Origin of the sequence: uncultured Gemmiger sp. (assembly GCF_934561205.1) — a bacterium.
GTDB lineage: Bacteria > Bacillota > Clostridia > Oscillospirales > Ruminococcaceae > Gemmiger.
Map to the genome: position 1 here is coordinate 1 of NZ_CAKTFU010000010.1, position 26,151 is coordinate 26,151.

At 57.5% G+C, this 26,151-nt stretch carries 18 protein-coding genes, 2 tRNA genes, 1 pseudogene and 1 CRISPR repeat array; of the genes and pseudogenes, 16 read left to right on the forward strand and 5 right to left on the reverse strand.

Translation table 11 applies throughout. The features are described from left to right. From Q0I19_RS07335 to Q0I19_RS07345, 3 genes and pseudogenes are all read left to right on the forward strand, one after another. A pseudogene (locus Q0I19_RS07335) lies at positions 1-672 on the forward strand (hypothetical protein); the annotation flags it as partial. A 267-nt stretch (positions 673-939) separates the two neighbouring features. Beyond that, on the forward strand, positions 940-2,115 hold the full coding sequence (locus tag Q0I19_RS07340; protein ID WP_294760246.1) for a site-specific integrase: 1,176 nt from the start codon (positions 940-942) through the stop codon (positions 2,113-2,115). Then, positions 2,112-2,384 carry a hypothetical protein gene (locus tag Q0I19_RS07345; RefSeq protein WP_294760245.1) on the forward strand — a complete coding sequence of 91 codons (273 nt, stop codon included), beginning with the start codon at positions 2,112-2,114 and terminating at the stop codon, positions 2,382-2,384. Before Q0I19_RS07340 ends, Q0I19_RS07345 begins: the two co-directional genes overlap by 4 nt. Before the next feature lie 62 nt (positions 2,385-2,446). Here the strand turns inward: Q0I19_RS07345 and Q0I19_RS07350 are convergent. Together Q0I19_RS07350 and Q0I19_RS07355 are read right to left on the reverse strand one after the other, a co-directional pair. Further along, positions 2,447-2,523 (reverse strand) — tRNA-Arg (locus tag Q0I19_RS07350). Positions 2,524-2,811: 288 nt separating this feature from the next. After that, a complete protein-coding gene (locus tag Q0I19_RS07355; protein WP_294760243.1) occupies positions 2,812-2,973 on the reverse strand; it encodes a FeoB-associated Cys-rich membrane protein in 162 nt (53 codons plus the stop codon). Positions 2,974-3,082: 109 nt separating this feature from the next. Here Q0I19_RS07355 and Q0I19_RS07360 point away from each other — a divergent pair, with 109 nt between their 5' ends. Further along, positions 3,083-3,241 (forward strand): DUF1540 domain-containing protein, encoded by a 159-nt coding sequence (locus tag Q0I19_RS07360; protein WP_294760242.1) that lies wholly within the window; start codon positions 3,083-3,085, stop codon positions 3,239-3,241. Positions 3,242-3,346: 105 nt separating this feature from the next. Here Q0I19_RS07360 and Q0I19_RS07365 read toward each other — a convergent pair whose 3' ends face one another. Next, positions 3,347-5,305: a bifunctional UDP-sugar hydrolase/5'-nucleotidase gene (locus Q0I19_RS07365; RefSeq protein ID WP_294760241.1), complete on the reverse strand. Its 1,959-nt coding sequence runs from the start codon at positions 5,303-5,305 to the stop codon at positions 3,347-3,349. Between the two features lie 254 nt (positions 5,306-5,559). On the opposite strand from Q0I19_RS07365, the gene cas3 reads away from it, so the two are divergent. The 7 genes from cas3 to cas2 all read left to right on the forward strand — a co-directional run bounded on the left by cas3 (position 5,560) and on the right by cas2 (position 13,660). Then, positions 5,560-7,827: a CRISPR-associated helicase Cas3' gene (cas3, locus tag Q0I19_RS07370; protein WP_294760239.1), complete on the forward strand. Its 2,268-nt coding sequence runs from the start codon at positions 5,560-5,562 to the stop codon at positions 7,825-7,827. 304 nt (positions 7,828-8,131) lie between these two features. Continuing rightward, positions 8,132-8,800 (forward strand): type I-C CRISPR-associated protein Cas5c, encoded by a 669-nt coding sequence (cas5c, locus tag Q0I19_RS07375; RefSeq protein ID WP_294760238.1) that lies wholly within the window; start codon positions 8,132-8,134, stop codon positions 8,798-8,800. Beyond that, positions 8,794-10,677: a type I-C CRISPR-associated protein Cas8c/Csd1 gene (locus Q0I19_RS07380; RefSeq protein ID WP_294760236.1), complete on the forward strand. Its 1,884-nt coding sequence runs from the start codon at positions 8,794-8,796 to the stop codon at positions 10,675-10,677. The genes cas5c and Q0I19_RS07380 overlap by 7 nt, the downstream gene beginning before the upstream one ends. A gap of 1 nt (position 10,678) precedes the next feature. Then, on the forward strand, positions 10,679-11,671 hold the full coding sequence (cas7c, locus tag Q0I19_RS07385; RefSeq protein WP_294760235.1) for a type I-C CRISPR-associated protein Cas7/Csd2: 993 nt from the start codon (positions 10,679-10,681) through the stop codon (positions 11,669-11,671). After that, positions 11,664-12,338, forward strand: a complete 675-nt coding sequence (gene cas4, locus Q0I19_RS07390) for a CRISPR-associated protein Cas4 (protein WP_294760234.1) — start codon at positions 11,664-11,666, stop codon at positions 12,336-12,338. The genes cas7c and cas4 overlap by 8 nt, the downstream gene beginning before the upstream one ends. Beyond that, on the forward strand, positions 12,335-13,363 hold the full coding sequence (gene cas1c, locus Q0I19_RS07395; protein WP_294760232.1) for a type I-C CRISPR-associated endonuclease Cas1c: 1,029 nt from the start codon (positions 12,335-12,337) through the stop codon (positions 13,361-13,363). The genes cas4 and cas1c overlap by 4 nt, the downstream gene beginning before the upstream one ends. Before the next feature lie 6 nt (positions 13,364-13,369). Next, positions 13,370-13,660 (forward strand): CRISPR-associated endonuclease Cas2, encoded by a 291-nt coding sequence (gene cas2, locus Q0I19_RS07400; protein WP_294760231.1) that lies wholly within the window; start codon positions 13,370-13,372, stop codon positions 13,658-13,660. Positions 13,661-14,105: 445 nt separating this feature from the next. Next, positions 14,106-18,770: direct repeats of the CRISPR family, unit length 32 nt; unit sequence GTCGCCCCTCACGCAGGGGCGTGAATTGAAAT. A gap of 175 nt (positions 18,771-18,945) precedes the next feature. On the opposite strand, the gene Q0I19_RS07405 is transcribed toward cas2, so the two are convergent. Then, a tRNA-Val gene (locus Q0I19_RS07405) sits at positions 18,946-19,022 on the reverse strand. Positions 19,023-19,089: 67 nt separating this feature from the next. Further along, the gene (locus tag Q0I19_RS07410) at positions 19,090-20,241 is read right to left on the reverse strand and encodes an FprA family A-type flavoprotein (protein WP_294760230.1); all 1,152 of its coding nucleotides are present in this window, start codon (positions 20,239-20,241) and stop codon (positions 19,090-19,092) included. Positions 20,242-21,395: 1,154 nt separating this feature from the next. Here Q0I19_RS07410 and Q0I19_RS07415 point away from each other — a divergent pair. From Q0I19_RS07415 to speB, 5 genes are all read left to right on the forward strand, one after another. Next, positions 21,396-22,148 carry an AzlC family ABC transporter permease gene (locus tag Q0I19_RS07415; RefSeq protein WP_294760229.1) on the forward strand — a complete coding sequence of 251 codons (753 nt, stop codon included), beginning with the start codon at positions 21,396-21,398 and terminating at the stop codon, positions 22,146-22,148. Continuing rightward, complete coding sequence (locus tag Q0I19_RS07420; protein WP_294760227.1) at positions 22,141-22,440, forward strand: AzlD domain-containing protein; 300 nt, start codon at positions 22,141-22,143, stop codon at positions 22,438-22,440. The genes Q0I19_RS07415 and Q0I19_RS07420 overlap by 8 nt, the downstream gene beginning before the upstream one ends. A gap of 492 nt (positions 22,441-22,932) precedes the next feature. Continuing rightward, entirely contained in the window at positions 22,933-24,399 is a 1,467-nt protein-coding gene (locus Q0I19_RS07425; protein WP_294760226.1) for an aminotransferase class V-fold PLP-dependent enzyme, read from the forward strand. A 13-nt stretch (positions 24,400-24,412) separates the two neighbouring features. Further along, a complete protein-coding gene (gene speE, locus Q0I19_RS07430; protein ID WP_294760224.1) occupies positions 24,413-25,270 on the forward strand; it encodes a polyamine aminopropyltransferase in 858 nt (285 codons plus the stop codon). A 1-nt stretch (position 25,271) separates the two neighbouring features. After that, the gene (gene speB, locus Q0I19_RS07435) at positions 25,272-26,126 is read left to right on the forward strand and encodes an agmatinase (RefSeq protein ID WP_294760222.1); all 855 of its coding nucleotides are present in this window, start codon (positions 25,272-25,274) and stop codon (positions 26,124-26,126) included. Positions 26,127-26,151: the final 25 nt, after the last annotated feature.

Here is a 26,151-nt window from a genome sequence, read left to right on the forward strand (position 1 = left end):
TTGCTGATCCACCATCTGCGCAAACAAGCCGCAGACGATCCGTTCCAGCAGATTGCAGGCTCCAACGGTCTGATGGGTGCGTCCGATACCAGCTGGGTCATGCAGCGCAAACGCATGAGTCAGACCGCCAGCATTTTGGTGACCGGGCGCGACATGAACAACAAAACACTGCGTCTGCACGAAGAAAATTGCGTTTGGATTCTGGACGAGGAAGAAAGCACCGAACAAATTGTCGCCAAGGCTGTGCCGAGGTACCTTTGGAAAGTGGCTGACTACATCGATAGCGTAGGAACATGGCAAGGCACGGCTACCGAATTGCTTTCTGCAGCCGATATCGAGGGCGTTTTGCCCCATCAGCTGACTCGGAAAATCGTGGAACACTTCGATACGGTGTTCACGCCAAGAGGTATCCACTATGAAACCCACCGCACCTCGCAGGCACGGCAGATGAAGTTCTCCCATGACGGAAATGACGCAGATGACGCTAATGACGCTGAAATTGATATAACCCAGCTTTTCAAATGGGATATCTCACAAACAGCGTCATCAGCGTCATTAGCGTCACAAAGGTCGCGTAAGGAGAGCAAGCATGGGCGAAGTGTTGCCACAGGGCAACCCGCCGAAAAGCCTACGGGGACAGCCCCGAACCCCTGTGAGGCTGCTGGCGCATGAGAAAGCGAACTGTCGGAATCAACATCCGGGTGACCGTCACCGAGAAGAAAAAGGTGACGATGTTGGCTCGGAAGTACGGGTTAAAATGCTTGAAAAGCAGGTAAAAGCGATAGCGGCACTGTCAGCGATGACGGTGCCGTTTTTGTCAGTAATAGGTGAATTTTTAGCATAAAGATTGTTGGGTGTGGTGATAGCTTTCTGTCGCAGTTGTCGGTATGCTTTGTAGTGCCGGAGGTCAATAAAACATACAAAGGAGCGTTGAAAACAATGGCGTCTATCAGAAAGCGCGGCAGTAATAGCTATTTGATCGTGGTATCCCGTGGGTATGACTACGAAGGCAATAGACTGAAATCTGTACAGAAAACAGTCAAGCCACCCAAGGAGTACACACCCAAACAAGCCGAGAAGTGGGTAAAGGAGCAGGCAATCCTATTTGAACGCGAGGTTCAGCACACCCCAGAGCCTATTAATCGAAGCATTACGCTGGCAAAGTACATCGAGCATTGGGCGGCTGATGTTGGACCGAAGAAGCTGGCGGACTCTACATATCAACGAGATTTGCAGGATATCCGCAGAATCCTGCCTGCACTTGGCAACTACAAACTGATGGATTTGCGCAAGGAAGTCATCCGAGATTTTTACGAAGAAATGCGGCACAGCCCGCGTTTGGACGGCAGAGGAAATCTATCCGAGAAGTCGGTCGAGGGCCTGCACAACACGCTATGCGGCATCCTGTCGGCGGCTGTGGACGAGGGTTATTTGACCCACAATCCCGCATGGCGGTGTTACAAGCCGAAAGGGCAGAAGAAAGAGCGCCCGGTAGCTGACGAGGAAACCGTCAAAAAGCTGATTACAGCGTTTGAAGGACAGAGCATGAAATACGAAACCTATTTCAAGCTGGTGCTGGCAACCGGGCTACGTAGGGGAGAAGCCTGTGGACTGAAATGGAGTGACATTAACTGGCGTAAACGGACGATTCATGTACAGCGGGGTGTGGTCAAACTTAGTCACCAAGAATCAATCACTAAGGACCCTAAGACCAGCAGCGGTGATCGTATGGTCTACTTGAGCAAAGAAATGTGCCAGCTACTCAAGGCGTGGCGGAAAGAATGCGAGTGGGATAGGCAGCAAACCGCGAACGAAACCATATCTGAAGACGACTACCTGTTCCGTCAGCCTAATGGAAAGCCGATGAATCCCTGCACATTTACCTATCGCTTTAAGCTGATATTGAAAGCAAACAACTTGCCACTGAATTTGAATGTGCATAGCTTGCGGCACACAAACGCCAGCCTGCTGATTGCACAGGGGGTGGACGTGCGCACGGTGGCTAGTCTATTGGGTCACGCGCAGGCAAGCACAACGCTGGATATTTACGCCCATGCATTTGACAAGAACAAGCGAAAGGCACAAGAGAAACTCGGAAAGGCGATTGGATTATGAGAAAAATCAAATTGACCCGTGCGTACAAAAGTATCCTGTTGAAAGCACTTGCACCTTATTACTGCCGAGAAAAAGCGCTTGGGCATAGCACAGAAAAACCGGGGCGACTGATACTAAAAATCAATTCTGTCCCAGCCGATAAAAGAGCAAGTTTCTCTGTAGAAGAAATTCACCTTATGCGAATCACTATAAACAGGCTAAGGAACGAGCGTCTAGCAAAAGGTCAATACACCGATGCCGCAGATGATATGCTGCTAAAATTATTCTGAAAATCAAACACTAACAAAAACAAAAAACCTCATTGCAAAAAACACATTGCAATGAGGTTTTCTGGTGCGACCGGGAGGATTCGAACCTCTGGCCTTCCGGGTCGGAGCCGAACGCTCTATCCAGCTGAGCTACGATCGCTTATGTATGAAAAACGCCGTTACAGCGTATTTCAATCTTGTAAAGTAGTCAATTTCCAATAGTGGTCAATTCGTGGTCTGACTACCGTTGACCACCGCGTTTTTGCAATTGCAAACCACGCTGTATCGAACAAAAATGAGCCCAAAACCTGCCATGTCGCAGTTGTCGGAGCCGAACGCTCTATCCAGCTGAGCTACGATCGCATACGGTTTGCTGGCGATACCATTACAGTATAGCAAACTTGAACAGAAAATGCAAATGTTTTCTGTCAGAAAGCCGAAACAGCCGTTACTTTTTTTTCTGCTTGTCGGCGGGGGACTCGCTGCAATGCTGATGGCAGGATGCACAGTTGCCGCCGCAGCCGCCCTGCCAGCCGCCGTTTTGGCAGATGAACCCAATCGCCAGCGCCAGCAGCACAAAAATCACGATCACCACAATTACACTTGCCATTTTCAAATCGCCTCCATCCATTACTATACCACGAAAATCTGTGGCGGGCAAGTGTATATTTTGTGTGTGGCGGCGCATACTACCCGTAGCCGAAAGGAGGCGACAGTATATGGAAAATATCGGTGTTACCTGCGATGTGTGCAGCTGTGCACATCATGAGGGCGGCAGCAAGTGCAGCCTGGAGCAGATCCACGTTACCGAGCACTGCGAGCATTGCAGCCAGACCCAGCCCAACCCGCATTTCTGCAACAGCTACGAGGAAAAATAACCCCGCGTAGCGGCAATAGGGCAGGGCAGACCTGCACAGAAAAAGACCGGACAGGACCCCAAAAAGGGGGCCTGCCCGGCCTTTTTTGCCGTTGAGCAGGGGACATTATCTCTGCCGATTCTTTTTGCCCTTGGCCCAAATGACCTTGACGAGCCTGCGGATCAGAAGCACGAGCAGCACGACAAGCACAAGCGCCGCCAGAAGCACACCGACAAATATGACCGTGAAGCGGCTGGGGCTTTTCAACAGAGCCACGATGTTTTTGCTGTCGTCAACTTCCTTGCGGCCGTGGGTGGTGCTGTAATAAGCCGGCACGTTGGGGATGCCGTTGCCGTCGGTGTCCTCAAACGAGGCCATATACCGCGCGATGGCGTCCCAGGCTTTCAGCTCTTTGCCGTTTTCGGTGAGGATGACATCCTCAAAATCCGTAATGGGCGTACCGTCGGCATATTTTGGCACGATAGACAAGATGCCGTAGGACATCTCGGTCACGGCGCTGAGCATCTGCCCGCTGTACAAATCGGCCACAACGCGGTACAGTTGGTCGTCCTGCAGCTCGACGCGCCCCGATGCATCCTCCAGATAGACGTCGGTGACCTTGTTCAGCAGCATACGATGGGGGTTGTAGGTGAAGTTCAGCCCGCTGCAGTACAGCCGCGCGGTGGTCATGAAATCCGACACGGAGGCGTCGATTTCTGCCGCTGTCTTGATTTCCCTGCCCGTCAGGTAGACGCTGATCAGCGGGTAGCCGGGCACGCCGTCCGCGCCGATACCCAGCGAGAAAGAGTTGAACACCTGCTCGACCGTGATATCGCCGCGCGCGTAGGTGTCGCGCACGGTGCCGCTGGGCACAACGGCCAAATTGACCGATGTGCCGTCAAAATCGTCGGCGTTTTCGACGGCGTATACATAGGCGTCCGCGATGATGTCACCGAGGTTGTGCTCGGTGTGAAGATTTTCCAAATCCTTTTGGGTCGAAAATACAATGTCGTTTTCCGCCAAAACCTGATCTTTGGTATAGCCGAATCGGGCCAGATAGTCGGTGTCCACGGTGTCCATAAAACCGTCGATGACACGCTGTGTTTCGGCGTCGGCCTCCACATCGGAGGTCAGGGGCAGCAGGCGGTAATCGGTCATCTGCCAGCGTCCGTCAGCCTTTTGCGTCAGCGAAAGTTGTCCCAGGTTTTTGCCGTACTCGCCGCAGGATACCACATAGGTGTTGCCGTGCAAGATCGGCTCCTCGATTTCGGTGTGGGTGTGGCCGCTTAAAATCAGGTCCAGGTCGGGCACGGCCTTGGCAAGGATCTCGTCCTCGGATCGGCTTTCGTCGTCCCAGGTGCCGCTGTGGGATACGCAGACGATCATGTCTACGTCCTCGTTGGCCTTGATGTCGGCTACCGTCGCCCTGACTGCCTCGACGGGGTCGGTAAATTTCAGTTCGCAGGTCGGCGCACAGGCCAGGGCGTCCTTGCCGAAAACGCCCACCACGGCAATGTCCGTGCCGCCTTTTTCAATGACTGTGTAGTCTCGGACATCGTACAGCGCAAAGGCATCCCGAATCAGCTGCTGGCCGTCGGTCAGCCCGTCGGCTTCCATCGTCTCCCAGTCCACGTTGCAGATGACCATGGCGGGGACATCGTCGCCGGATTCCTTGGCACTGGTCAGCATGTTGGCCAGCCCCTTGGAACGGTAGTCAAACTCGTGGTTGCCGAAGGTCGTTGCGTCGCAGCCGATCAAACCCAGCAGCCGCAGCTCGGCGGCCTGTGTCTCAAAGACAGTCTGGATCAGTGTGCCCATCGAGAAATCGCCGCCGTCGAGGATCAGTGTGTCGGGATTTTGCGCCTTTTGGGCTTCAATCAGCGTGTTCATGCGGGCAAAGCCGCCGACATCGACCTCCCAATCGTCAATGATCGTGGTAAACGAGTTGACGTGCGAGTGTGTGTCGTGGGTAAAAAGTATGTCCACCGTCTTGTCGGTTTCGGGTGCTGCGCATACAGTCAGCGGGCAGAGAGCGGCTGACAGCAGCAGGGCGGCCGCCAACGTGAGGGCCGAGAGGTTTTTCATGGCGCGTTCTCCTTGTTGCGAAATGATTTTGCACTTTATTCATGATATTTTAGCACAAATGTACAAAATAAACAAGAGGTTTTGCACAGGTGTTCAAAAATGTTTGCGACAGGAAAACACGCTTTTGCTGTATTCCACAAAAAAAGCATAAAGTGTTTGTGCAGTGCAACAAAGCTGCATACAGTCGAATGAAAGTCCGCTTTATTACCCCGCAGGCAGTGCTATAATGGAAACAGCAAGAAAGGGGGCTGCCTATGCAAACGTTTTACGCAAAGTCCGAGAGCCTGCACGGCAGGGTGACCAACAAGGAGCATCTGGAACAGGTGGCTGCGCTGGCCGAGCGATTCGGGCAGGAGATCGGCTGCCCGCAGCAGGCACGGCTGGCGGGGCAGTGGCACGATTTCGGCAAGTACAGCGCGCGGTTTCAGCAGGTGCTGGCGGGCACGATGCAGCACATAGACCACGCGATGCCCGGCGCGGTGATGCTGTACATAGCGCGCCACCTGCCCAACAAGCCGAATAAGCTGCCCGATTACGCTCCTGTTCTGGAGGCGATACAGGGGCATCACGACGGCCTGGTGGGGCTGGACGCACAGGTGGGTCAGGGCGGGAAGGAGGACATGCTGCTTGCCCTGTATCGGGACGAAAAAGCAAATTGCTGCCCCGACGGCAAGACGCCCGCCTTGCGGGGTGAGGCCGAATATGTCGGCGCATGGCAGGCGTTTAAGGCGGATTTCCCGAATCTGCGCATCCCCGCCCTGCCCGTGCGGCGCTGCCAGAACCGTGTGGAGGATATGCTGGACACGCGGATGCTGTTTTCCTGCCTGGTGGATGCCGATTACAGCACCTCTGCCGCCGATAATGACCCGCTGTACCTGCAAAAGGCAAGCGGTGCACCGCTGAACGCCGACGCCGCGCTGCAAAAGCTGTATGACCACTGCGCATCGCTGCGGGCCGGTTCCACTGCCGACCCGGCGCTGAACGCCATCCGCGACCGCGTGTTTGCGCAGTGCGGTGATGCGGGGCAAGCCCCCTGCGGGCTGTTTACGCTGACAGCCCCCACCGGCGTGGGCAAAACGCTGGCGATGCTGCACTTTGCGCTGCGCCACTGCGGGGCCAACGGGCTGCGGCGCATCATCGTTGTGCTGCCGTTTTTGACGCTTGCCGAGCAGAGCGAACGGGAATATAAGCAGATTTTGCCCGACCTGCTGGTCGACCACAGCCAGAAAAACCTGCCTGACGAGGCGCGGGAGCTGGCCGCCCGCTGGGACGCGCCGCTGGTGCTGACGACCTCGGTGAAATTTTTCGAGAGCCTGTTTGCCGACAAGCCCACCGACTGCCGCAAGCTGCACAGCATTGCCGACAGTGTGGTACTGTTTGATGAGGCGCAAAGCCTGCCCGCCGACCTTGCCCCCGCCACGGTGCAGGCGGTCAATGCGCTGTGCCGCAAATATCGTTGCAGCATGGTATTTTCCACCGCCACCCAGCCGGACTTCCGTGCACTGCCGGGCGCGGACTGGACCCCGACCGAAATTTTGCCGAACGGTGCGGCACTGTACGACCAAATGCGCCGTGTGCGGGTGGAGTGGCGGCTGTTCGTCAACAAAGAACGCAGCCAAAACCCGACGTGGGAGCAGCTTGCCGCAGAAATTGCCGTGCAGGACCGCGTCTGCGTGCTGGTCAACCTGCGCCGCCATGCGCGGGAACTTTTCCACTGTCTGGAGGAACTTTGTGGAAAAGACGACCTGTTTTTGCTGACCACCGACCTTTGCCCCGCCCATCGGCTGCAGGTGGTGGAGGAAATCAAGGCACGGCTCAAGGATGGGCGCAGCTGCCGCGTGGTGGCGACCCAGTGCATTGAGGCGGGCGTCGATTTGGATTTTGACGCGATGTACCGCGCACTGGCACCGTTGGAAAGTATCATTCAGGCGGCGGGGCGCTGCAACCGCAACGGGCGTCTGCCCGACGGCGGGCGGGTCGTGGTGTTTGAACCCGCCGATGCGCGCTACCCCGGCGGCAGCTATGAAAAAGCCGCCAATATCGTAAAGGGGCTGTGGGCCGATGACCCTGCTTTGGACATCAACGACCCCGCGCTGATACAGGAATACTACCGCCGATTTTTCGGCGATGTTCGGGGAAAGGCCGCCCTGGACAAGGCGCTGCGGACAAAGGATTACCCCGCAGTGGCCAAAGAGTATGCGCTGATTACCCAAAGCGGTGCAAAGCTGATCGTGCCGTGGCAGGGGGAAATCGAGCTGTACCGAGCTGTGCAGGCGCAGGCGCGCAGCGGCCTGACCGCCGCCCTGCTGCGGCAGGCGGCGCCCCTCACGGTCAACTGCTTTGAACGGGACTGGGTCGAGCAGCACGCCGAGCGCCTGTACTACCCGCCCCGCCGCGGCCGCCCCGCCATGCCGAGCGATACCTATATATTGAACGAACCGCAGCAGGGGCAAACAAGTTTTTATAACGATGTTACGGGACTTACGCTTGACAGCACATTGCCCGAAGATTTTATGGTTTGATTGTATAGATTGCCGAATATGTCGAAAATGGATTGACATTACGAAAAAACGGAATTACTATATATATGACACATGAATTATCATGTGTACGGCTTGCAAGACAGCCGCCTCCTCCATAGCAGTTTGCAGGGGACTGCGGAATCCCCGACAGGGTGTTCCGCGAGTCCCCTGCAAACAGGGCGAGGAGACGAATGCCTTGCGCGCTGTTTCGCCTGGCTTCAGGCGTTTGAATTGAAAAATATAGACAGTAATTTAGGGCAAAAGCCCCCGCAGGGGGCTTGCGACAAAAAATGGAGGTGAAATTTTGAACAAGGAAATCGTTTTGGAGGTATGGGGGGACTTCGCGTCCTTCGTGCCGCCCTACGCCAAGGTGGAAAGGCTGACTTATGCCGTGCCGACCCCCTCGGCGGCGCGGGGCATCCTGTCGGCCATCTATTCCAAACCCGTGGAGTTTTACTGGCAGGTCACCCGCATCGAGGTGCTGAACCCCATCCGTTACATCTCGTTCAAGTGCAACGAGGTAAAATCCACCGTCAGCGTAAAGGGCAGCGTGGAAAGCTCTATTCTTTACGCGGACGAGGACCGCACCCAGCGGCAGACCCAGGCGCTTAAAGATGTGCGCTACCGCATTGCGGCCACCATCTGCCCCCGCCCGGACTACAAGGGTACGGTCGAGCAGCTGTACAGCCAGGCGCTGCGGCGCATCCGCGCGGGCAAGGCCTTTTACCAACCGTGTCTGGGGCTGCGCCAGTTTGTCTGCTATTTTGAGGAAAGCGACGGCACCCGCCCGCCCATTGCGGACAGCATGGATTTGGGTCTTATGGTGTATGACGTGTTTGATCTGCACGACAGCACCGTGCGCAAAAAGGCACAGCCGCAGCTTTCGCTGTACCATGCCGTTATGGAAAACGGCGTGATCACGGTGCCGCCTTATGACAGCCCCGAAGTGCTGAAGGGAGGCTCGGTATGCTGAAGGCTCTCTATGACTACGGCGTGCGCAACGGCTTGGCTCTGCCGCCGGGCTTTGTCAAAAAACAGATACGCGCCTACATTTCGCTGACCGCAAGCGGCGACTTCCTCGGCATAGAGCAATGCACGGACGAGCTTTTGCCCTGCCCGGATATCGGCAGCTTGGCCAACAGCCCCGACAAATGCAACCTTCTGGCAGAAAAATGCGGCATCATCTTGTTTGTGCCGCAGCAGGAGGGCGAGTCCAACGCCAAGCAGGCGTTCTTCTGCCGGACTTTGTGCAGCGGTGCCGACGCCGTGCCCGAAATGGGCGTCTGCCTTACGTTTTTTCAGGACGCCGCCAAGGTGAAAGCCGCCGCCGACGAGGCTGCAAGGCTGAAAGTCAAACCCGGCGACAGAATTTCCTTTAAGGTCAGCGGCACACCCGTCGTCCGCGCCGAGGGGCTTATCCCCTGGTGGTGCGAGTACCGCAAGCAGTTCGCCAAGGATTCCGGCCAGACCCGCTGCCTGATCACCGGTGAGATCACCGCCCCGCCCGCCACCGTGCCGCCTGTCAGCGGCTTGCAGGTCGTGGGCGGCCATGCCCGCGGGGATACCCTGATCTGCTTTGATAAAAGCGCCTTTTGCTCCTACGGCTTAAAGCAGGTCGCCAACGCCCCCGTGTCCGAGGAAGCCTTTGCCGCCGTAAAGGCTGCCATGGATGACCTGCTGGCAGGTTCGCCTGCCATGTACAGGCGCGACAAAAACAGTGCTTTCACCCCCACGGCACCCATCTTTGCGGGGATGCGCTTTGTGCACTGGTACGACCAACCGCTGACCCCGCGGGAGGATATCCTGCTGCCGGATTTCTGCGGCTATGACTCCGATGACGACGAGGAAACGGGGGAGAACGCCCCCGCCCCGCTTGCCGAGCAGCAGACCGCCGTTGCCGATGCCGCCGCAGACAGTCTGATACAGGCGGTGCAAACAGGAAATCAGCCCAAACCCCTGTCGGGTCGTTATCACATCATGCTGGTGTCGGGTGCAAACGGCCGCGTCATGATGCGCCGCTATGAGCAGGGCAATTACGCCGACCTGCAGGAGCATCTGAATCAATGGAACGACGATTTGGCGCTGTGCGATAACCTGGGCACGGGGAAACTGACGCCCCGCAAGCTGACCGTGCGTCTGATCGCCCTGCTGACCCGCCACAAAAACGACAGCAAGGTGCTGGAACGGTTAAAGAAGGAACTTGCCGGCCTGACACCCGCCGTTGTTATGGCCATCATCAACGATACGCCCCTGCCGGACGCTGTGGCGGGACGTGCTTTGGCCAATATCCGTTCCCAGATGCTGGACCCCGACGAGAACGATAAGTTTGGCTTTATGCCCGACGGAACCTGCTGCCAGTGGCTCAAGGTCTGGCTGCTGCGCAAGGCCCGCGCACGAAACGAGGAGGTATCCCTTATGCCGTATTATGACCCGAATTTCCCCAATGCCGCCTACCACTGCGGCGCCTTGATGGCTGTGTATGCCGACCTGCAGCGCGCTGCCATGCCCGACGTAAACGCCGGCATCGTGCAGCGGTATTATGCCTCGGCCAGCCGCACCCCCAAGCTGGTGCTGGGGCAGCTGGAACGCCTGGCCAAATACCATCTTGCCAAGCTGGACAAGCGCTATCTGGCACAGCTGTATGAGGACCGCCTCAACGAGCCGTATTGTTTCTTTGCCGCCGAGGGTCTTAACAGCCTGCCCACTACCCTGACTTTGGAGGAACAATCCTATTTTGCCATCGGCTACCGCCAGATGAGTGCCCGCCTTGTGGCAGACCGCAAAAAGGCCGCCGCCGATAAGAATTCTGCCGCCGAAAACCCCGAAACCACCGAACAGGAGGAAAAGTAATATGGCTATCCGCAATCGTTATGAGTTTGTGTACTATCTCGCCTGCACCAACGCCAACCCCAACGGTGACCCCGACATGGGCAACACCCCCCGCATGGACCCCGAAACCATGAAGGGCTACATCACCGACGTGGCCACCAAGCGCCGCATCCGCAACTATGTGCAGCTGGCCCACGGCGAGGAGCCGGGCATGAACCTGATCATCCAGCAGTCCACCAACATCAACCGCCATATTGCCGAGGCCCGCGCCGCCGCCGGGGTCGAGGGCGCCAAGGACAAAAACGCCGTGTACGCCGGGCGCAAAAAAGCCTGCGAGCTGTTCTACGATGTGCGCGCCTTCGGTGCGGTCATGTCCACCGGCCCCAATGCGGGTCAGGTGCGCGGCCCCGTGCAGATCACCTTCGGCACCAGTCTGGACCCGATTCTGCCGGTCGATGTGTCCATCACCCGTATGGCTGTGGCGGACGGCCCCAAGGACGGCACGGTCGAGGATTACCTGAAATGGGAACAGGAAACCCCTGAGGATAAGCTGCGCACCATGGGCCGCAAGCAGATCATTCCCTTTGGCCTGTACGAGATCCGCGGCTTTATCAGCGCCAATCTCGCCGCCGAAACCGGGTTTGATGACACAGACCTGGACATTCTGTTTGAGGCGATCCTCAATATGTACGAGCATGACCGCAGCGCCAGCAAGGGCGAGATGGAGGTCGTCTCCCCGCTGATCCTTTTTAAGCACGTCGGCACCGACACCGACGCCGCCCAGCGCGCGCGTCAGGCCAAACTGGGCTGTGCCCCCGCGCACAAGCTGTTTGATCTGGTGCAGGTCGCCCGCAAGCCGGAAGTCCGCTACCCCCGCAGCTACCGCGATTACACCGCCACCGTCGCACTGGACAAGGTCCCCGCCGGCGTCGAAATGGGCTTTAAGGCCGATGCGTTCAGCCCCGTCGTCTGGAACGAGCTGCCCGCCGACGAAGGCTGGTTTACCCGTGGATGACGCCGAGTATCTGCCGCTGTCCTACCTTTCGCAGCTCTGCTACTGCCCACGGCGAGCCGCGCTGCTTTTGAACGAGCGCCTTTGGGCCGAAAGCCGCGACACCGCCAAGGGCCGTGCCGAGCATGAGCGCGTACACACCAAGCGGGTAGAAAAACGCGGCGATACGATAAAATTGTACGAGTACACGGTGTTTTCCGACACGCTGCGGCTAGGCGGCAAATGCGACTGCATCGAGGCTGTGCGCGACGCATCGGGCTGCTGCATCCCGGCGGCGGATTTCCCTGTACAGCTTTACCCCATTGAATACAAGCACGGCACCCTGCGCGACGAGGAGGAATATAAAATTCAGCTTTGCGCGCAGGCGCTGTGCCTGGAGGAAATGTTCGGCGCAAAAATTCCGGAGGGGGCGCTGTATTTTATCTCGTCCCACCGCCGTTTGCCGATCACGCTGGACGACGCCCTGCGCAGCCGCACACGCCTGCTGGCCGGGCAGCTGCATACCCTGCGGCAAACGCTGTCCACCCCACCTGCCGAATACAGCGCCAAATGCCGCCGCTGCTCGCTGCTGGAACTGTGTGCCCCCAAGGTGAAAGCCTCGGCGGCTGCTTATTGTACACGACTTCGGCGGGAGGCCGTCGGTGAGATAGAAGGGGAGCCTGCGCCATGAAAAAGCTGCTGAACACCCTGTACGTTCTGACCCCCGAAAGCTATTTGTTCTGCCGCAACGAGAACATCTGTGTGCAGGTCGGCGGCGCGGAAAAGCTGTCCGTGCCCGCCCTGACCATCGACGCCATTGTCTGCTTCGGCAAGATGACGGTGTCCACACCTCTGCTGGAATTTTGCGGCACACACGGCATAAGTGTCACTTTTTTGACGCAGAGCGGTCATTTTATGGGGCGCTTTTACGGCCCTGTCAGCGGCAATGTGCTGCTGCGCAAGCGCCAGTATGAGTCGCTCTCCGACCCCGCTTTTTGCCGTGGCCTTGTGCAAAGCATCCTGTTTGCCAAGCTGCGCAACAGCAAGCTGGTTCTGCTGCGCGCCGCGCGTTCCGCCAAAACCGAGCCGATGCGCGGGGAGCTGCAAGCCGGTGCGGCGCTGCTTTCACAGGCCGCCGAGCGCTTGTCCCTGTGCGAAAATACCGATGCCATGCGCGGGGTCGAGGGGGCTGCCGCTACCGCCTATTTTGCGCGGTTTGACCTGATGATGCAGCAGAATCCCGCAGGGTTCCGCTTTACCACCCGCAGCCGCCGCCCGCCGCGGGACGAGGTGAACGCGCTGCTGTCGTTTACCTACATGCTGCTCACGCGCGAGATGCAGTCCGCCATGGAAACCGTAGGGCTGGACCCTGCCGCCGGGTATCTGCACACGCTGCGTCCGGGCCGTGCGTCCTTTGCGCTGGACCTGATGGAGGAGCTGCGCGCCCCGCTGTGTGACCGCTTTGTGCTGGCGCTGCTGAACCGAGGCCAGCTTTCCGCCCGCGATTTTGACCGCGAGGAGGAAGCGGTGCTGCTCAACGAGCGCGGCCGAAAAACCGTGCTGACAGCATGGCAAAAACGAAAGTTTGAGGAGGTCACCCATCCGTTTTTGAACGAAAAGCTGCCCATCGGGATGATCCCTTATGTGCAGGCCATGCTGTTTGCCCGTGTGCTGCGCGGCGATTTGGACGAATATCCGCCCTTTGTCTGGAGGTGACACGCCATGCTGCTTGTGGTGACCTACGATGTGGATACCACCGAACCTGCCGGCGCCAAGCGCCTGCGCAAGGTGGCCAAGCTGTGCGAGCGCAACGGTATGCGTGTGCAAAACTCGGTGTTTGAGGTGCTGCTGGACGCTGCCCAGCTTGCCGCGCTGAAGTGCGAGCTGGAAAAAGTCATTCAGCCCGAAACGGATTCCATACGCATTTACCGCCTGGGAAATTCTTACCGGAATAAAATTGAGGTTATGGGCAAGGCCGCCCCCATACAGGCGGGTGAGCCGCTGCTGCTGTAAGCGCAGACCTCTGCCGTGCAGATTTTTGCCGCAGGTGCGCGCAGAAAACGCCGAAAAAACTGCACAAATCGGTGTGGCGATTTATGGTGATTTTTACAGGGCATTTTGAAGAATTGCGGACGGTGCCTTTTGGGGGAAATATGGCGGAACGGTGATACAGCTGTAAAACATGGTTTGGAAAGATTTGCGTCGGTGCGTTGTGTTTTTTGCAAGTTCGACTTGTGGAAATAGCCTGTTGCCGGAAGGTTTGTAGGGATGGGTCTTGACCCATCCTTGCAAACGGGCACGGGCAACCATTTCCTACAAACCAGCTGATAGGCCGCAAATTTTGCATAAACCCAAAGAAGTTTTTTCAACAGTCTGAATAGGTTTCTGTAAGGAAAAATAACGTTACTTTTTCGGCAGACAGCATAAATTGTAAGGTGCAATTTTGTGCTGTTTTGCTGTCGCCCCTCACGCAGGGGCGTGAATTGAAATCCGTTTGTTTGCCTCCAACGCCGCAACAGGCAGCATGTCGCCCCTCACGCAGGGGCGTGAATTGAAATTATCTTCAGCAGCGCATAGAAAAGAAGTTCTATCGTCGCCCCTCACGCAGGGGCGTGAATTGAAATAAACAGCCATGCGTCCAAGTAGCCGCCTATAATGTCGCCCCTCACGCAGGGGCGTGAATTGAAATATAGTTGATATCAGCGTGCATACCGACCAACTGAGTCGCCCCTCACGCAGGGGCGTGAATTGAAATATAGATACGCAGCCGGAAGTCGGATTTACTGCTGTCGCCCCTCACGCAGGGGCGTGAATTGAAATACCAGCTGGGAAAATATTCTTGCAGCTTCCCGGGTCGCCCCTCACGCAGGGGCGTGAATTGAAATGTACCCGGGCTCAAAAGTCGATAAGCACGTCTTGTCGCCCCTCACGCAGGGGCGTGAATTGAAATACCTATATCGGGCGCCTCGTCGGCAGCGAAAAACCGGTCGCCCCTCACGCAGGGGCGTGAATTGAAATCAAGTGGCAACGCCACGATCAGAGACGGAACAAGTCGCCCCTCACGCAGGGGCGTGAATTGAAATTGTTCCAGGGCTTCGGCAGCCTCGCCCGTCGCGCGTCGCCCCTCACGCAGGGGCGTGAATTGAAATAATTTTCATTATCTGATCCTTTCCGCCTCGTCGGCGTCGCCCCTCACGCAGGGGCGTGAATTGAAATAAGTGATCCCGAAAGGCAGCCAGGCAGAGGAACGTCGCCCCTCACGCAGGGGCGTGAATTGAAATATTTCGATAAATTAAGCATTGCCGGCGGTGCCGCACGTCGCCCCTCACGCAGGGGCGTGAATTGAAATAAGCCCTGTTTTTTTACAGCGGCCTGCATTTTCCTGTCGCCCCTCACGCAGGGGCGTGAATTGAAATTTCTATCAGCGCCGCAATGCGCTGCCCGGTTTCTGTCGCCCCTCACGCAGGGGCGTGAATTGAAATAGTGCTTGTTTAGTTTTTAGCGGGCCAGTTGATCAGGTCGCCCCTCACGCAGGGGCGTGAATTGAAATGGTGCTGAATCCCGCCGAAGCGAAGGCTTTTGACGTCGCCCCTCACGCAGGGGCGTGAATTGAAATCCGCTGGACTGTTCGCAAGAGTGGCAGGAAACACCGGTCGCCCCTCACGCAGGGGCGTGAATTGAAATAGGAATTGGCCGTCCATGTACAAGCCGCCTTTGCCGTCGCCCCTCACGCAGGGGCGTGAATTGAAATCGCCAAAGCTGCGCAATACCTTATCGGCTACAACGTCGCCCCTCACGCAGGGGCGTGAATTGAAATTTTTTAATATCCTGCACGGCTCACGCGCATCATTGGTCGCCCCTCACGCAGGGGCGTGAATTGAAATTGCTCCCGCGCATCACCGACGGTGACCTTGCAGTCGCCCCTCACGCAGGGGCGTGAATTGAAATCAATTACAGCCGGTACGGCTACACGCGCGGCAACGGTCGCCCCTCACGCAGGGGCGTGAATTGAAATTGGACAGAGCGCGGCTTTACGTCCGGCAGCATACGTCGCCCCTCACGCAGGGGCGTGAATTGAAATACACAGCAGCATATTCTTCAGGATGCTCGTTGCCTGTCGCCCCTCACGCAGGGGCGTGAATTGAAATATAATCGGCAGCAAATTTCCGATGCGCTTTGGCATGTCGCCCCTCACGCAGGGGCGTGAATTGAAATGAAATACAGGTTGATCTGTTGGCCCTGGGTGAGCGGTCGCCCCTCACGCAGGGGCGTGAATTGAAATCAGCGCGGCAAAGCCGTTGGCAACGGCAACCTGCGTCGCCCCTCACGCAGGGGCGTGAATTGAAATATGGCCCAAAAAGGCGGCACGGGCAAAACCACCAGTCGCCCCTCACGCAGGGGCGTGAATTGAAATAGGCTATGCTCCAAAACACTCAGGTTGCGCACCGCGTCGCCCCTCACGCAGGGGCGTGAATTGAAATGAAATATATGACGAAAAGCGACGATGTATTAGAGTCGCCCCTCACGCAGGGGCGTGAATTGAAATACATTGGCGGTGCATTTTACGCGCCACTGCACGCCGTCGCCCCTCACGCAGGGGCGTGAATTGAAATTTGTATTCGTCGATGCTTTCAACCTGGTTTTCCGGGTCGCCCCTCACGCAGGGGCGTGAATTGAAATAAAAAAAAGACAATCGACAAATAAAGAGCAAATTTGTCGCCCCTCACGCAGGGGCGTGAATTGAAATAAATTTCCATGTGGAAACAGCGCGGCGCACAGTGTCGCCCCTCACGCAGGGGCGTGAATTGAAATAGCACAGCTTGTAAAATAAATAAAGCCCCCTTTCGTCGCCCCTCACGCAGGGGCGTGAATTGAAATAGCGCGGGGTAATGCGCCCGCAGAGCAGCAACAACGTCGCCCCTCACGCAGGGGCGTGAATTGAAATAATTTGGCCCTGCAAGTCCTGCACGGTCTTTTCGTCGCCCCTCACGCAGGGGCGTGAATTGAAATAGATCGCGTCCGTAAAAGTCCACCCCGGCGGCCCGTCGCCCCTCACGCAGGGGCGTGAATTGAAATATCCAGGCCGAAGCGTTGGCCGCAGCGGCTTCCGTCGCCCCTCACGCAGGGGCGTGAATTGAAATTACCATGCCGTCATAGTTATCCGGCATAAGGTAGGTCGCCCCTCACGCAGGGGCGTGAATTGAAATATCTAACAATCTGCGCACCCTCAAGCGGTCTACTGTCGCCCCTCACGCAGGGGCGTGAATTGAAATATAATTGATGTCGGCGTGCATACCGACCAACTGGTCGCCCCTCACGCAGGGGCGTGAATTGAAATCAGTCGGTGCGGTGCTCCCAAATGTACAGCTTGGTCGCCCCTCACGCAGGGGCGTGAATTGAAATATGTAAAGGATTTTGCTATATGTATAGTAACACGTCGCCCCTCACGCAGGGGCGTGAATTGAAATCGCTGAATTTGAGCCGGACACCCTGCGCCTGCTGGGGTCGCCCCTCACGCAGGGGCGTGAATTGAAATGAAATATATGACGAAAAGCGACGATGTATTAGAGTCGCCCCTCACGCAGGGGCGTGAATTGAAATTGGCTGCTCAGCGTCAGCAGGTCGTCGGCGGTCGTCGCCCCTCACGCAGGGGCGTGAATTGAAATACATTGGCGGTGCATTTTACGCGCCACTGCACGCCGTCGCCCCTCACGCAGGGGCGTGAATTGAAATTGCCTGCCATACGATCACCCCGCCGTCGCTTGCGTCGCCCCTCACGCAGGGGCGTGAATTGAAATTGCCCTTAGACGTTTGCGCAAAATCTGCTTTTTGTCGCCCCTCACGCAGGGGCGTGAATTGAAATGCCCATATGAATTCTTTGAAGTCCATGCCCATCCGGTCGCCCCTCACACAGGGGCGTGAATTGAAATTTACTGGTGGCCCATCCGTGGTAAGCTGATAGCGGTCGCCCCTCACACAGGGGCGTGAATTGAAATTGGTACTTTTCGCACTTGCTGTGGCAGTGCAGGGGTCGCCCCTCACGCAGGGGCGTGAATTGAAATCAGCGTACCGCTGGTGGTGATAAAGGCGATGATGCGTCGCCCCTCACGCAGGGGCGTGAATTGAAATTGCTTACTCTACCACCGAGGACGATGAGCACGAAGTCGCCCCTCACGCAGGGGCGTGAATTGAAATTTCTTCGCCGTTCGCATCGTCAAGCGCCTTTCCGTCGCCCCTCATGCAGGGGCGTGAATTGAAATTTGCCGGCACCGACAACGTGCGCCAGCAGCGTGTGTCGCCCCCCACGCAGGGGCGTGAATTGAAATATCCTTACGTCCGTTTATTACTTTGAGCAGCAGGTCGCCCCTCACGCAGGGGCGTGAATTGAAATTCGGCGGGCGGAGTTTCCGGCAGCTCCTCAGCCCGGTCGCCCCTCACGCAGGGGCGTGAATTGAAATGCAAAAGCGCCGTGCCCCGCCGGGTCTTCCTTGTATGTCGCCCCTCACGCAGGGGCGTGAATTGAAATCGAGTTGCAGTAGCCGCTTATTTTGGCATCGCGCGTCGCCCCTCACGCAGGGGCGTGAATTGAAATAAAGCTGCGCATCAGCCCGAACATAAACTTAAATAGTCGCCCCTCACGCAGGGGCGTGAATTGAAATATTGCGGTGACTTTTCGCCGGGCGCAGTTCCGGCGTCGCCCCTCACGCAGGGGCGTGAATTGAAATACGTTCTCAAGTTCCCAAGCGTCATACCAATAGGTCGCCCCTCACGCAGGGGCGTGAATTGAAATTAATCTATACAATAGAAACTACTAAAGCCGCTAAGTCGCCCCTCACGCAGGGGCGTGAATTGAAATCTGGCGGAAGTGCTGGCCGAGGTCGGTGGCCTTCCGTCGCCCCTCACGCAGGGGCGTGAATTGAAATTGCCTTGACCCGAATCATCCTGACGGCGGCATGCTGTCGCCCCTCACGCAGGGGCGTGAATTGAAATTCTTTTAATAAAATCACCGCGAAACTCGGCAGTGGTCGCCCCTCACACAGGGGCGTGAATTGAAATTTCCAAGGATTCAGCCGCAAGTTCAACCTTGCTTGGTCGCCCCTCACGCAGGGGTGTGAATTGAAATTCTATCGTACATTACCGATTCTACTCCGTTCGCAAGGAACCTCTTTTGTGCCCACAGAAGGAAGCCGCAGGGGCTCTCCCGCGCCCCGCTGCGGCGGGGACGGGCTGTTCGAGCCCTCTCATCCTTCGCCGCCAAAACAAAAAAGCCCCGCCGATATACGGCGGGACTTTTGTTTTGGTGGAGGATGAGGGACTCGAACCCACGACCTCTGCGATGTGAACGCAGCGCTCTAACCAGCTGAGCTAATCATCCATAACGGGTCAACAACAGTTATTATAAAGGTTTTTCCGGCTTTTGTCAACCCGTTTTCTTAAAAATTTCAGCAGAGTGCGTCCGCGAGGGCGGCGATCTGGGCTTCGCTGTCAGAATTCAACGCACCTTTGACGGTTACGGTGGGGGCGGCGACCGTCAGGTTCTTGGCGCCTTCCAGCATTTTGGCCATCACGCGGGCGGCGGTGGGCGCCCAGGAGCCGTTCTCGACAAAGGCGACCGTGCGGTTCTGGTAGTTGCGCTCGGTCAGATGCTCGATAAAGCTCTTGGTAAAGGGGAACACATCGCCGTTGTAGGTGGGGCTTGCCAGCACCAGCTTGCTGTAACGGAACGCCTGTGCCACGGCCTCGGCCATATCGCAGCGGGCAAGATCCATCACGCAGACCTCCTTGCCCTTTTCCTGCAGGGCGGCTGCCAGCTTTTCGGCGGCGGCTGCCGTGTGACCGTAAATGGAGGTGTAGGCGACCAGTACGCCCTCGGCTTCGGGGCGGTAGGCGCTCCATGCGTCGTAGGCGGCCAAGACTTCCGGCAGCTCGGCGGCGGTCAGCACGGGGCCGTGCAGCGAGCAGACCTTTTCGATCTCCAGCGCGGCGGCCTTTTTCAGCACGGCCTGCACCTGCACGCCGTATTTGCCCACAATGCCGATGTAATAGCGGCGGGCTTCGGGCAGCCAAGGCTCCTCGACGTCCAGCGCGCCGAACTTGCCGAACGCGTCGGCGCTGAACAGGACTTTGTCCGCATCGTCATAGCTCATGATGACCTCGGGCCAATGTACCATGGGGGCGGTGACAAAGTGCAGGGTGTGGCGGCCCAGGGGCAGGGTGTCGCCCTCCTTGACAATAACGCGGCGGTCGGCATACTCGCTGCCGAAGAACTGCTGCATCATCTGGAACGCCTTGGCGGAGGCCACAATCTGCGTGGCGGGGTATGCCTGCGCAAACGCCGCCAAAGAGCCGGAGTGGTCAGGCTCCATGTGCTGCACAACGAGATAATCCGGCGATGCTTCGCCCAGAATTTCGGCAATGTGGGTCAGCCATGCGTCGGTGAAGTGGGCGTCCACCGTGTCCATAACGGCGGTTTTTTCGTCTTGGATCAGGTACGAGTTGTAGGCCATACCGTTGCGCACGCGGTACTGCCCCTCAAACAGATCGACCTTGTGGTCGTTGACGCCAATATATACAATGTCCTTTGTGATTTCCATGTCGGCATACCTCCTATGTTATGTTGATTTCAGTATAGCATGTTTTTAGGAATTTGTCTCGCTCTTTTCAAAATTTTTTCGGAATTCACAAATTGTTCAAAGGAAATTTTTGGTTCGTTCAAAACCCCGCCAAATTTTGCACATAATTGGCGCGTATACTATGTCTTGCAAGCAGGGAAGTAAGCGGGACGCTTACATAAGGAACCCGCGAAAATAACTACTGTGCTTTGGGCTATGCCAGGGCGAACGCCCAGCCCAAGGCCAGACAACCAACAAGACCGAAAGGTCATTTCATATATACGTTTTCCTTCTTTTCTTCATTCTCTCTTACAAAGAAGCACGAGCCGCACGGTTCGTGCTTTTTTGTTGTTTGGGGGTACGATGTATCGGGGAAGTGCGACGAAGGGCGGCGGCAGTTGTAGGGACGGGGCAAGCCCCGCCCGCGGTTTTACGGCTGCAACGGGCGGCATATATGCCGCCCGTTGCAGCCGTCCCGGCAAATCGACCTAACGGGTAAACTGCGCGGGACGCATATATGCGTCCCCTACAAACCAAGGGAACAAGGGCAATAAAAAAACATTGCGCGGTAGGGGCGGGGTATGCCCCGCCCGCGACCAAATGACAGCGTGAACATTACGGGTACTCCGTAGGGGCGGCATATATGCCGCCCGCAGCTTGTAGAAAAAGTCCGTTTCCGGGAAATTTGTAGGGATGGGTCTTGACCCATCCGCACATCTGGCCGCGCGCAGCGCATAAAATCGCGCCGAATGGCGCGCGGTTTTCTCGTTACGTCGTGCCTTTGGCAAAGCGGCACGGAACGGTCAAGACCGTTCCCTACAAACCATTCGATAGGTCGCAAATGATGCATAAAGTCAAAGAAGGTTTTTCGACAGTCTGGGGGCGGCATATATGCCGCCCGTTGCAGCCATCCCGGTAAATCGACCAAACGGGTAAACCCCGCGGGCGAGCAATGCTCGCCCCTACAAGAGCCTGTCGACAGTCTGCTGCCGATGAAAAAAATCGGCAAAGTTGTCAAATCTTTCTTTCCTTTCTTGTGCAGATGTACTATAATAGCACCACGGAAAGTATTTTTGTGGGTTTATAATAGGAATAGGAAAAGGAAAAGGAAAAGGAAAAGGAAAAGGAAGTCAACCATGAAAGAAACGCAAACCAAGCCGTGGTCGTACAGCCGCAAGCTGCTCTGCCAGGGTGTGCGGGACGGTGTACCCATTGCGCTGGGGTATTTTGCCGTGTCCTTCTCGCTGGGCATCGCGGCGCGTCATGCCGGGTTCACCCCGATGCAGGGCTTTTTGGCAAGCCTGCTGAACAATGCCTCGGCGGGGGAGTACGCCGCCTTTACTCTGATTGCCGCCAAGGCTGCCTACTGGGAGGTCGCGCTCATCACGCTGATCGCCAACGCCCGCTATCTGCTGATGAGCTGTGCGCTGGCGCAGCGGTTTGCCCCCAGCACGCCGTTCTGGCATCGGCTGGTCATCGGGTACGATGTGACCGATGAGCTGTTCGGCATCACCATCGCCCGCCCCGGTCTGCTGAACCCCTACTACACCTACGGCGCCATTTTGCTGGCTGCGCCCGCGTGGGCAGGGGGAACGGCACTGGGCATTCTGGCGGGCAACGCGCTGCCGCTGCGCATCGTCAGTGCGCTGAGTGTGGCGTTGTACGGTATGTTTTTGGCCATCATCATGCCCCCCGCAAGGCAAAACCGCGTGGTAGCGGCGTTTGTGGGCATCAGCTTTGCGGCGAGCTTTCTGTGCAGCGTGCTGCCCGGCATCAGCGCCATGAGCGACGGCACCCGCACCATTGTGCTGACGGTGGTCATTTCGGCGGCAGCGGCGGCACTGTTCCCAATCAAGGAGCAAAACGGGGAGGACGAAGCCGATGAATAATTACCTGTATATAGCCGTGATGGCGGCGGTTTCCTACGCCATCCGTGTGCTGCCGCTGACGCTCATCCGCAAGCCCATCCGCAACCGCTTTTTGCAGTCGTTTTTGTATTATGTACCCTATGTCACGCTGGCGGTCATGACCTTTCCCGCCATTATCCACGCCACCCAGACACCGATTTCCGGCGCTGTGGCGTTGGTTGTCGGCGCGGCGGCGGCATGGCTGGGGGCGGGGCTGTTCCCCGTGTCGGTGCTGTGCTGCGTGCTGGTGTTTGTCATTGAGCTGTTTGTATAGCACAAAAACAACCGATGGGCAAAACCCGCAAAAAAATGATTGACAACTCCCGAATCCTGTGCTATACTCCACTTGATTTTGAAAGACGAATCGTATCTTCGTAAGAGTTTTTCAAAGCAATTTACCTACGGACCGCCCGACAGGGGCTAAGGCCATACGGACAGCCGGGTCCACTGCCGACCGGCAGCTTTGCTGCCATATTGATTGAGTTAAAAGCTCAAATTTTATAAGTTGGTTCCTTTACAACCATGAAATTGCGCAGAACGGCTGCGCAGACTTGTGAAACGGTCAATACGAGTAGTAAAAGTGTAATTGCTATATAGACTCTGACACGATCAGCCTTTTTGAATCATGCGGATAGTTTCTTCCGGCCAAAACCGGGGGTGCCGTGTCCTGCCGCAAAAAATAGGCTTAACAACGCAAGTCTGCACAATTTGTGCAAGGCTTGCGTTTTTTGTTTGTGTAAAGGCACCGGCAGGGAGGTCAAAAACTATGAACGCAAAATCCGGCCATGGCCGTCTGGATCAGCGCCGCGCCCCCATACATGAGGCGCTGGAAACGTTCCGCAGTATGCGCGTGGTGCCCTTTGATGTGCCCGGGCACAAGCGCGGGCGGGGCAACCCCGAACTGACGGCTTTTTTGGGGCAGCAGTGCGTGGGCGTGGACGTCAACAGCATGAAACCGCTGGATAACCTCTGCCACCCTGTGTCGGTCATCCGCGAGGCGGAGGAGCTGGCAGCCGATGCCTTTGGCGCGGCGCACGCCTTTTTGATGGTCGGCGGCACGACCAGCTCGGTGCAGAGCATGGTGCTGACCGCCTGCAAGCGCGGGGACGAGATCATTCTGCCGCGCAACGTCCACCGCAGCGTGCTGAACGCCCTGGTGCTGTGCGGCGCCGTGCCGGTGTACGTCAACCCCGAAGTGGACACGCGGCTGGGCATCAGCTTAGGCATGAAGCGCGAGCAGGTCGCCAAGGCGATTGCCGAGCACCCCAACGCCGTGGCGGTGCTGGTCAACAACCCCACCTACTACGGCATCTGCAGCGACCTGCGCGCCATTGTGCGTATGGCGCACGATGCGGGTATGCTCTGCCTTGCCGACGAAGCCCACGGCACCCACTTTTATTTCGGCGGCGGGCTGCCGGTGTCCGCCATGGCGGCGGGCGCGGATATGGCGTCGGTGTCCATGCACAAAAGCGGCGGCAGCCTGACGCAGTCCAGTCTGCTGCTCATCGGACCCAACGTCCATCCCGGCTATGTGCGGCAGATCATCAACCTGACGCAGACGACCTCCGGCAGCTATCTGCTGATGTCCAGTTTGGATATCTCCCGCCGCAACTTAGCGCTGCGCGGGCGGCAGGTGTTCCACCAGGTGGCCGACATGGCCGAGTACGCGCGCGAGGAGATCAACGCCGTGGGCGGCTACTACGCCTTTGGCAAGGAACTTTGCAACGGCGATTCGGTCTTTGACTTTGACACGACAAAATTAAGCGTACATACGCTGGATATCGGCCTTGCGGGCATTGAGGTGTACGACATTTTGCGCGACGAGTACGATATCCAGATCGAGTTTGGCGACATCGGCAACATTTTGGCGTATCTTTCCATCGGTGACCGCCCGCAGGAAGTCGAGCGGCTGGTCAGCGCCCTGGCGGAGATCAAGCGCCGCTACCACACCGACGGCGCCGGGCTGCTGAGTCAGGAATACATCGACCCCGAGGTCGCCGCCAGCCCGCAGGAGGCATTCTACGCCCCCAAGAAAAGCCTGCCCCTGCGCGAAACGGTGGGCATGGTCTGCAGCGAGTTTGTCATGTGCTACCCGCCGGGCATCCCGATTCTGGCCCCCGGCGAGCGCATCACCCCGCAGATTCTGGATTATATCGAGTACGCCAAGGCCAAGGGCTGCAGTATGACCGGACCGGAGGACCCCGACATTCTGCACCTGAACGTGCTGGCATAAGGAGGTTTGCAAGATGGAAATGTGGTTTTCGGAATTTCACACCCCGGACGTCAAGCACAGCATCCGGGTCAACCGCCAGCTCTACTCCAAGCAGAGCGACTACCAGCGCATCGATATTTTTGAAACGCCGGAGTTCGGCCGTGTGCTGACGCTGGACGGCAACGTCATGCTGACCGAGCGCGACGAGTTCATCTACGACGAGATGATCACCCATGTGCCGATGGCGGTGCATCGCGGTGCCAAGGATATTCTGGTCATCGGCGCGGGCGACGGCGGCGTTGTGCGCGAGCTGACCCGCTACGACCGCGTCGAGCGCATCGACCTGGTGGAGATGGACCCGCAGGTCATCGAGGCCTGCCGCGCCTACCTGCCCGGCAACGCCTGCCGTATGGACGACCGCCGCGTACATATTTATTACGAAAACGCGCTGAAATTTATCCGACGGTGCGAGGCGGAATACGATTTGATCATCGTGGATTCCTCTGACCCGTTCGGCCCCAGCGAGGGGCTGTTCACCCGCGAATTTTACGGCAACTGCTTCAACGCCCTGCGCGAGGACGGCATCATGGTCAACCAGCAGGGCAGCCCCTTTTATGCCGAGGACGCCACCGCCATGCAGCGCAGCCACAAGCGCATTGCCAGCACCTTTCCCATCAGCAAGGTGTATCAGGCGCACATCCCGACCTTTGCGGCGGGGTATTGGCTGTTCGGCTTTGCCAGCAAAAAATATCACCCCATCAACGATATGGACGCCGAAGCGTGGAACAAGATGAACATGCGTACCCGCTACTACACCACCCGACTGCACGTCGGTGCATTTTACCTGCCGGCATTTCTGGAGGAAATGCTGCGCGAGGTGGAGGACGACTGAATTGCTGCATCACAACGTTGAAAATTTTATCGGCTGCGACAGCAGCTACCGTGCCGCCGGCATTGTTTTGTTCGGCGCGCCGTTTGATTCCACCACCAGCTACCGCCCCGGTGCGCGGTTCGGCCCTGCCGCCATGCGCCACGAAAGCTACGGGCTGGAAACCTACAGCCCCTATCAGGACAAGGATCTGACCGACGGCAGCGTCTTTGACAGCGGCAATCTGGAGCTGTGCTTCGGCTCCAGCGAGAGCGCGCTGACCGACATTGAATCCCGCGCGGCGGAAATTCTGCGCGACGGCAAGATGCCGCTGCTGCTGGGCGGCGAGCATCTGGTCACGCTGGGCGCGGTGCGGGCGGTGCTGCGCAAGTACCCCGATCTGCACATCATCCACTTTGACGCCCACGCCGATCTGCGGGACGATTACCTGGGTGCCAAGCTCAGCCATGCCTGTGTGCTGCGCCGCTGCCACGACCTTGTGGGCGACGGGCGCATCCACCAGTTTTGCATACGCAGCGGCGACCGCGAGGAATTCCGTTTTGCCGCCGAGCATACCGACCTGCACAAGTACGATTTTACGGGTCTGCCGGAATTGGCGGACTGGCTGCAGCAGGCGCAGGTGCCTGTGTATCTGACCATTGATCTGGATTGTCTGGATCCGTCGGTATTTCCGGGAACCGGAACCCCCGAAGCGGGCGGCGTCAGCTTTTTGCAGCTGCTGCAGGCGATACGCACGGCGGCCAAAACGAACATTGTGGCGGCGGACGTCAACGAGCTTGCCCCCACGCTGGACACCACCGGCACCTCCACCGCCACCGCCTGCAAGGTTTTGCGGGAACTGCTGCTGGCGCTGGAATAATAAGGAAAGGCTTCCCCCTTTGGGG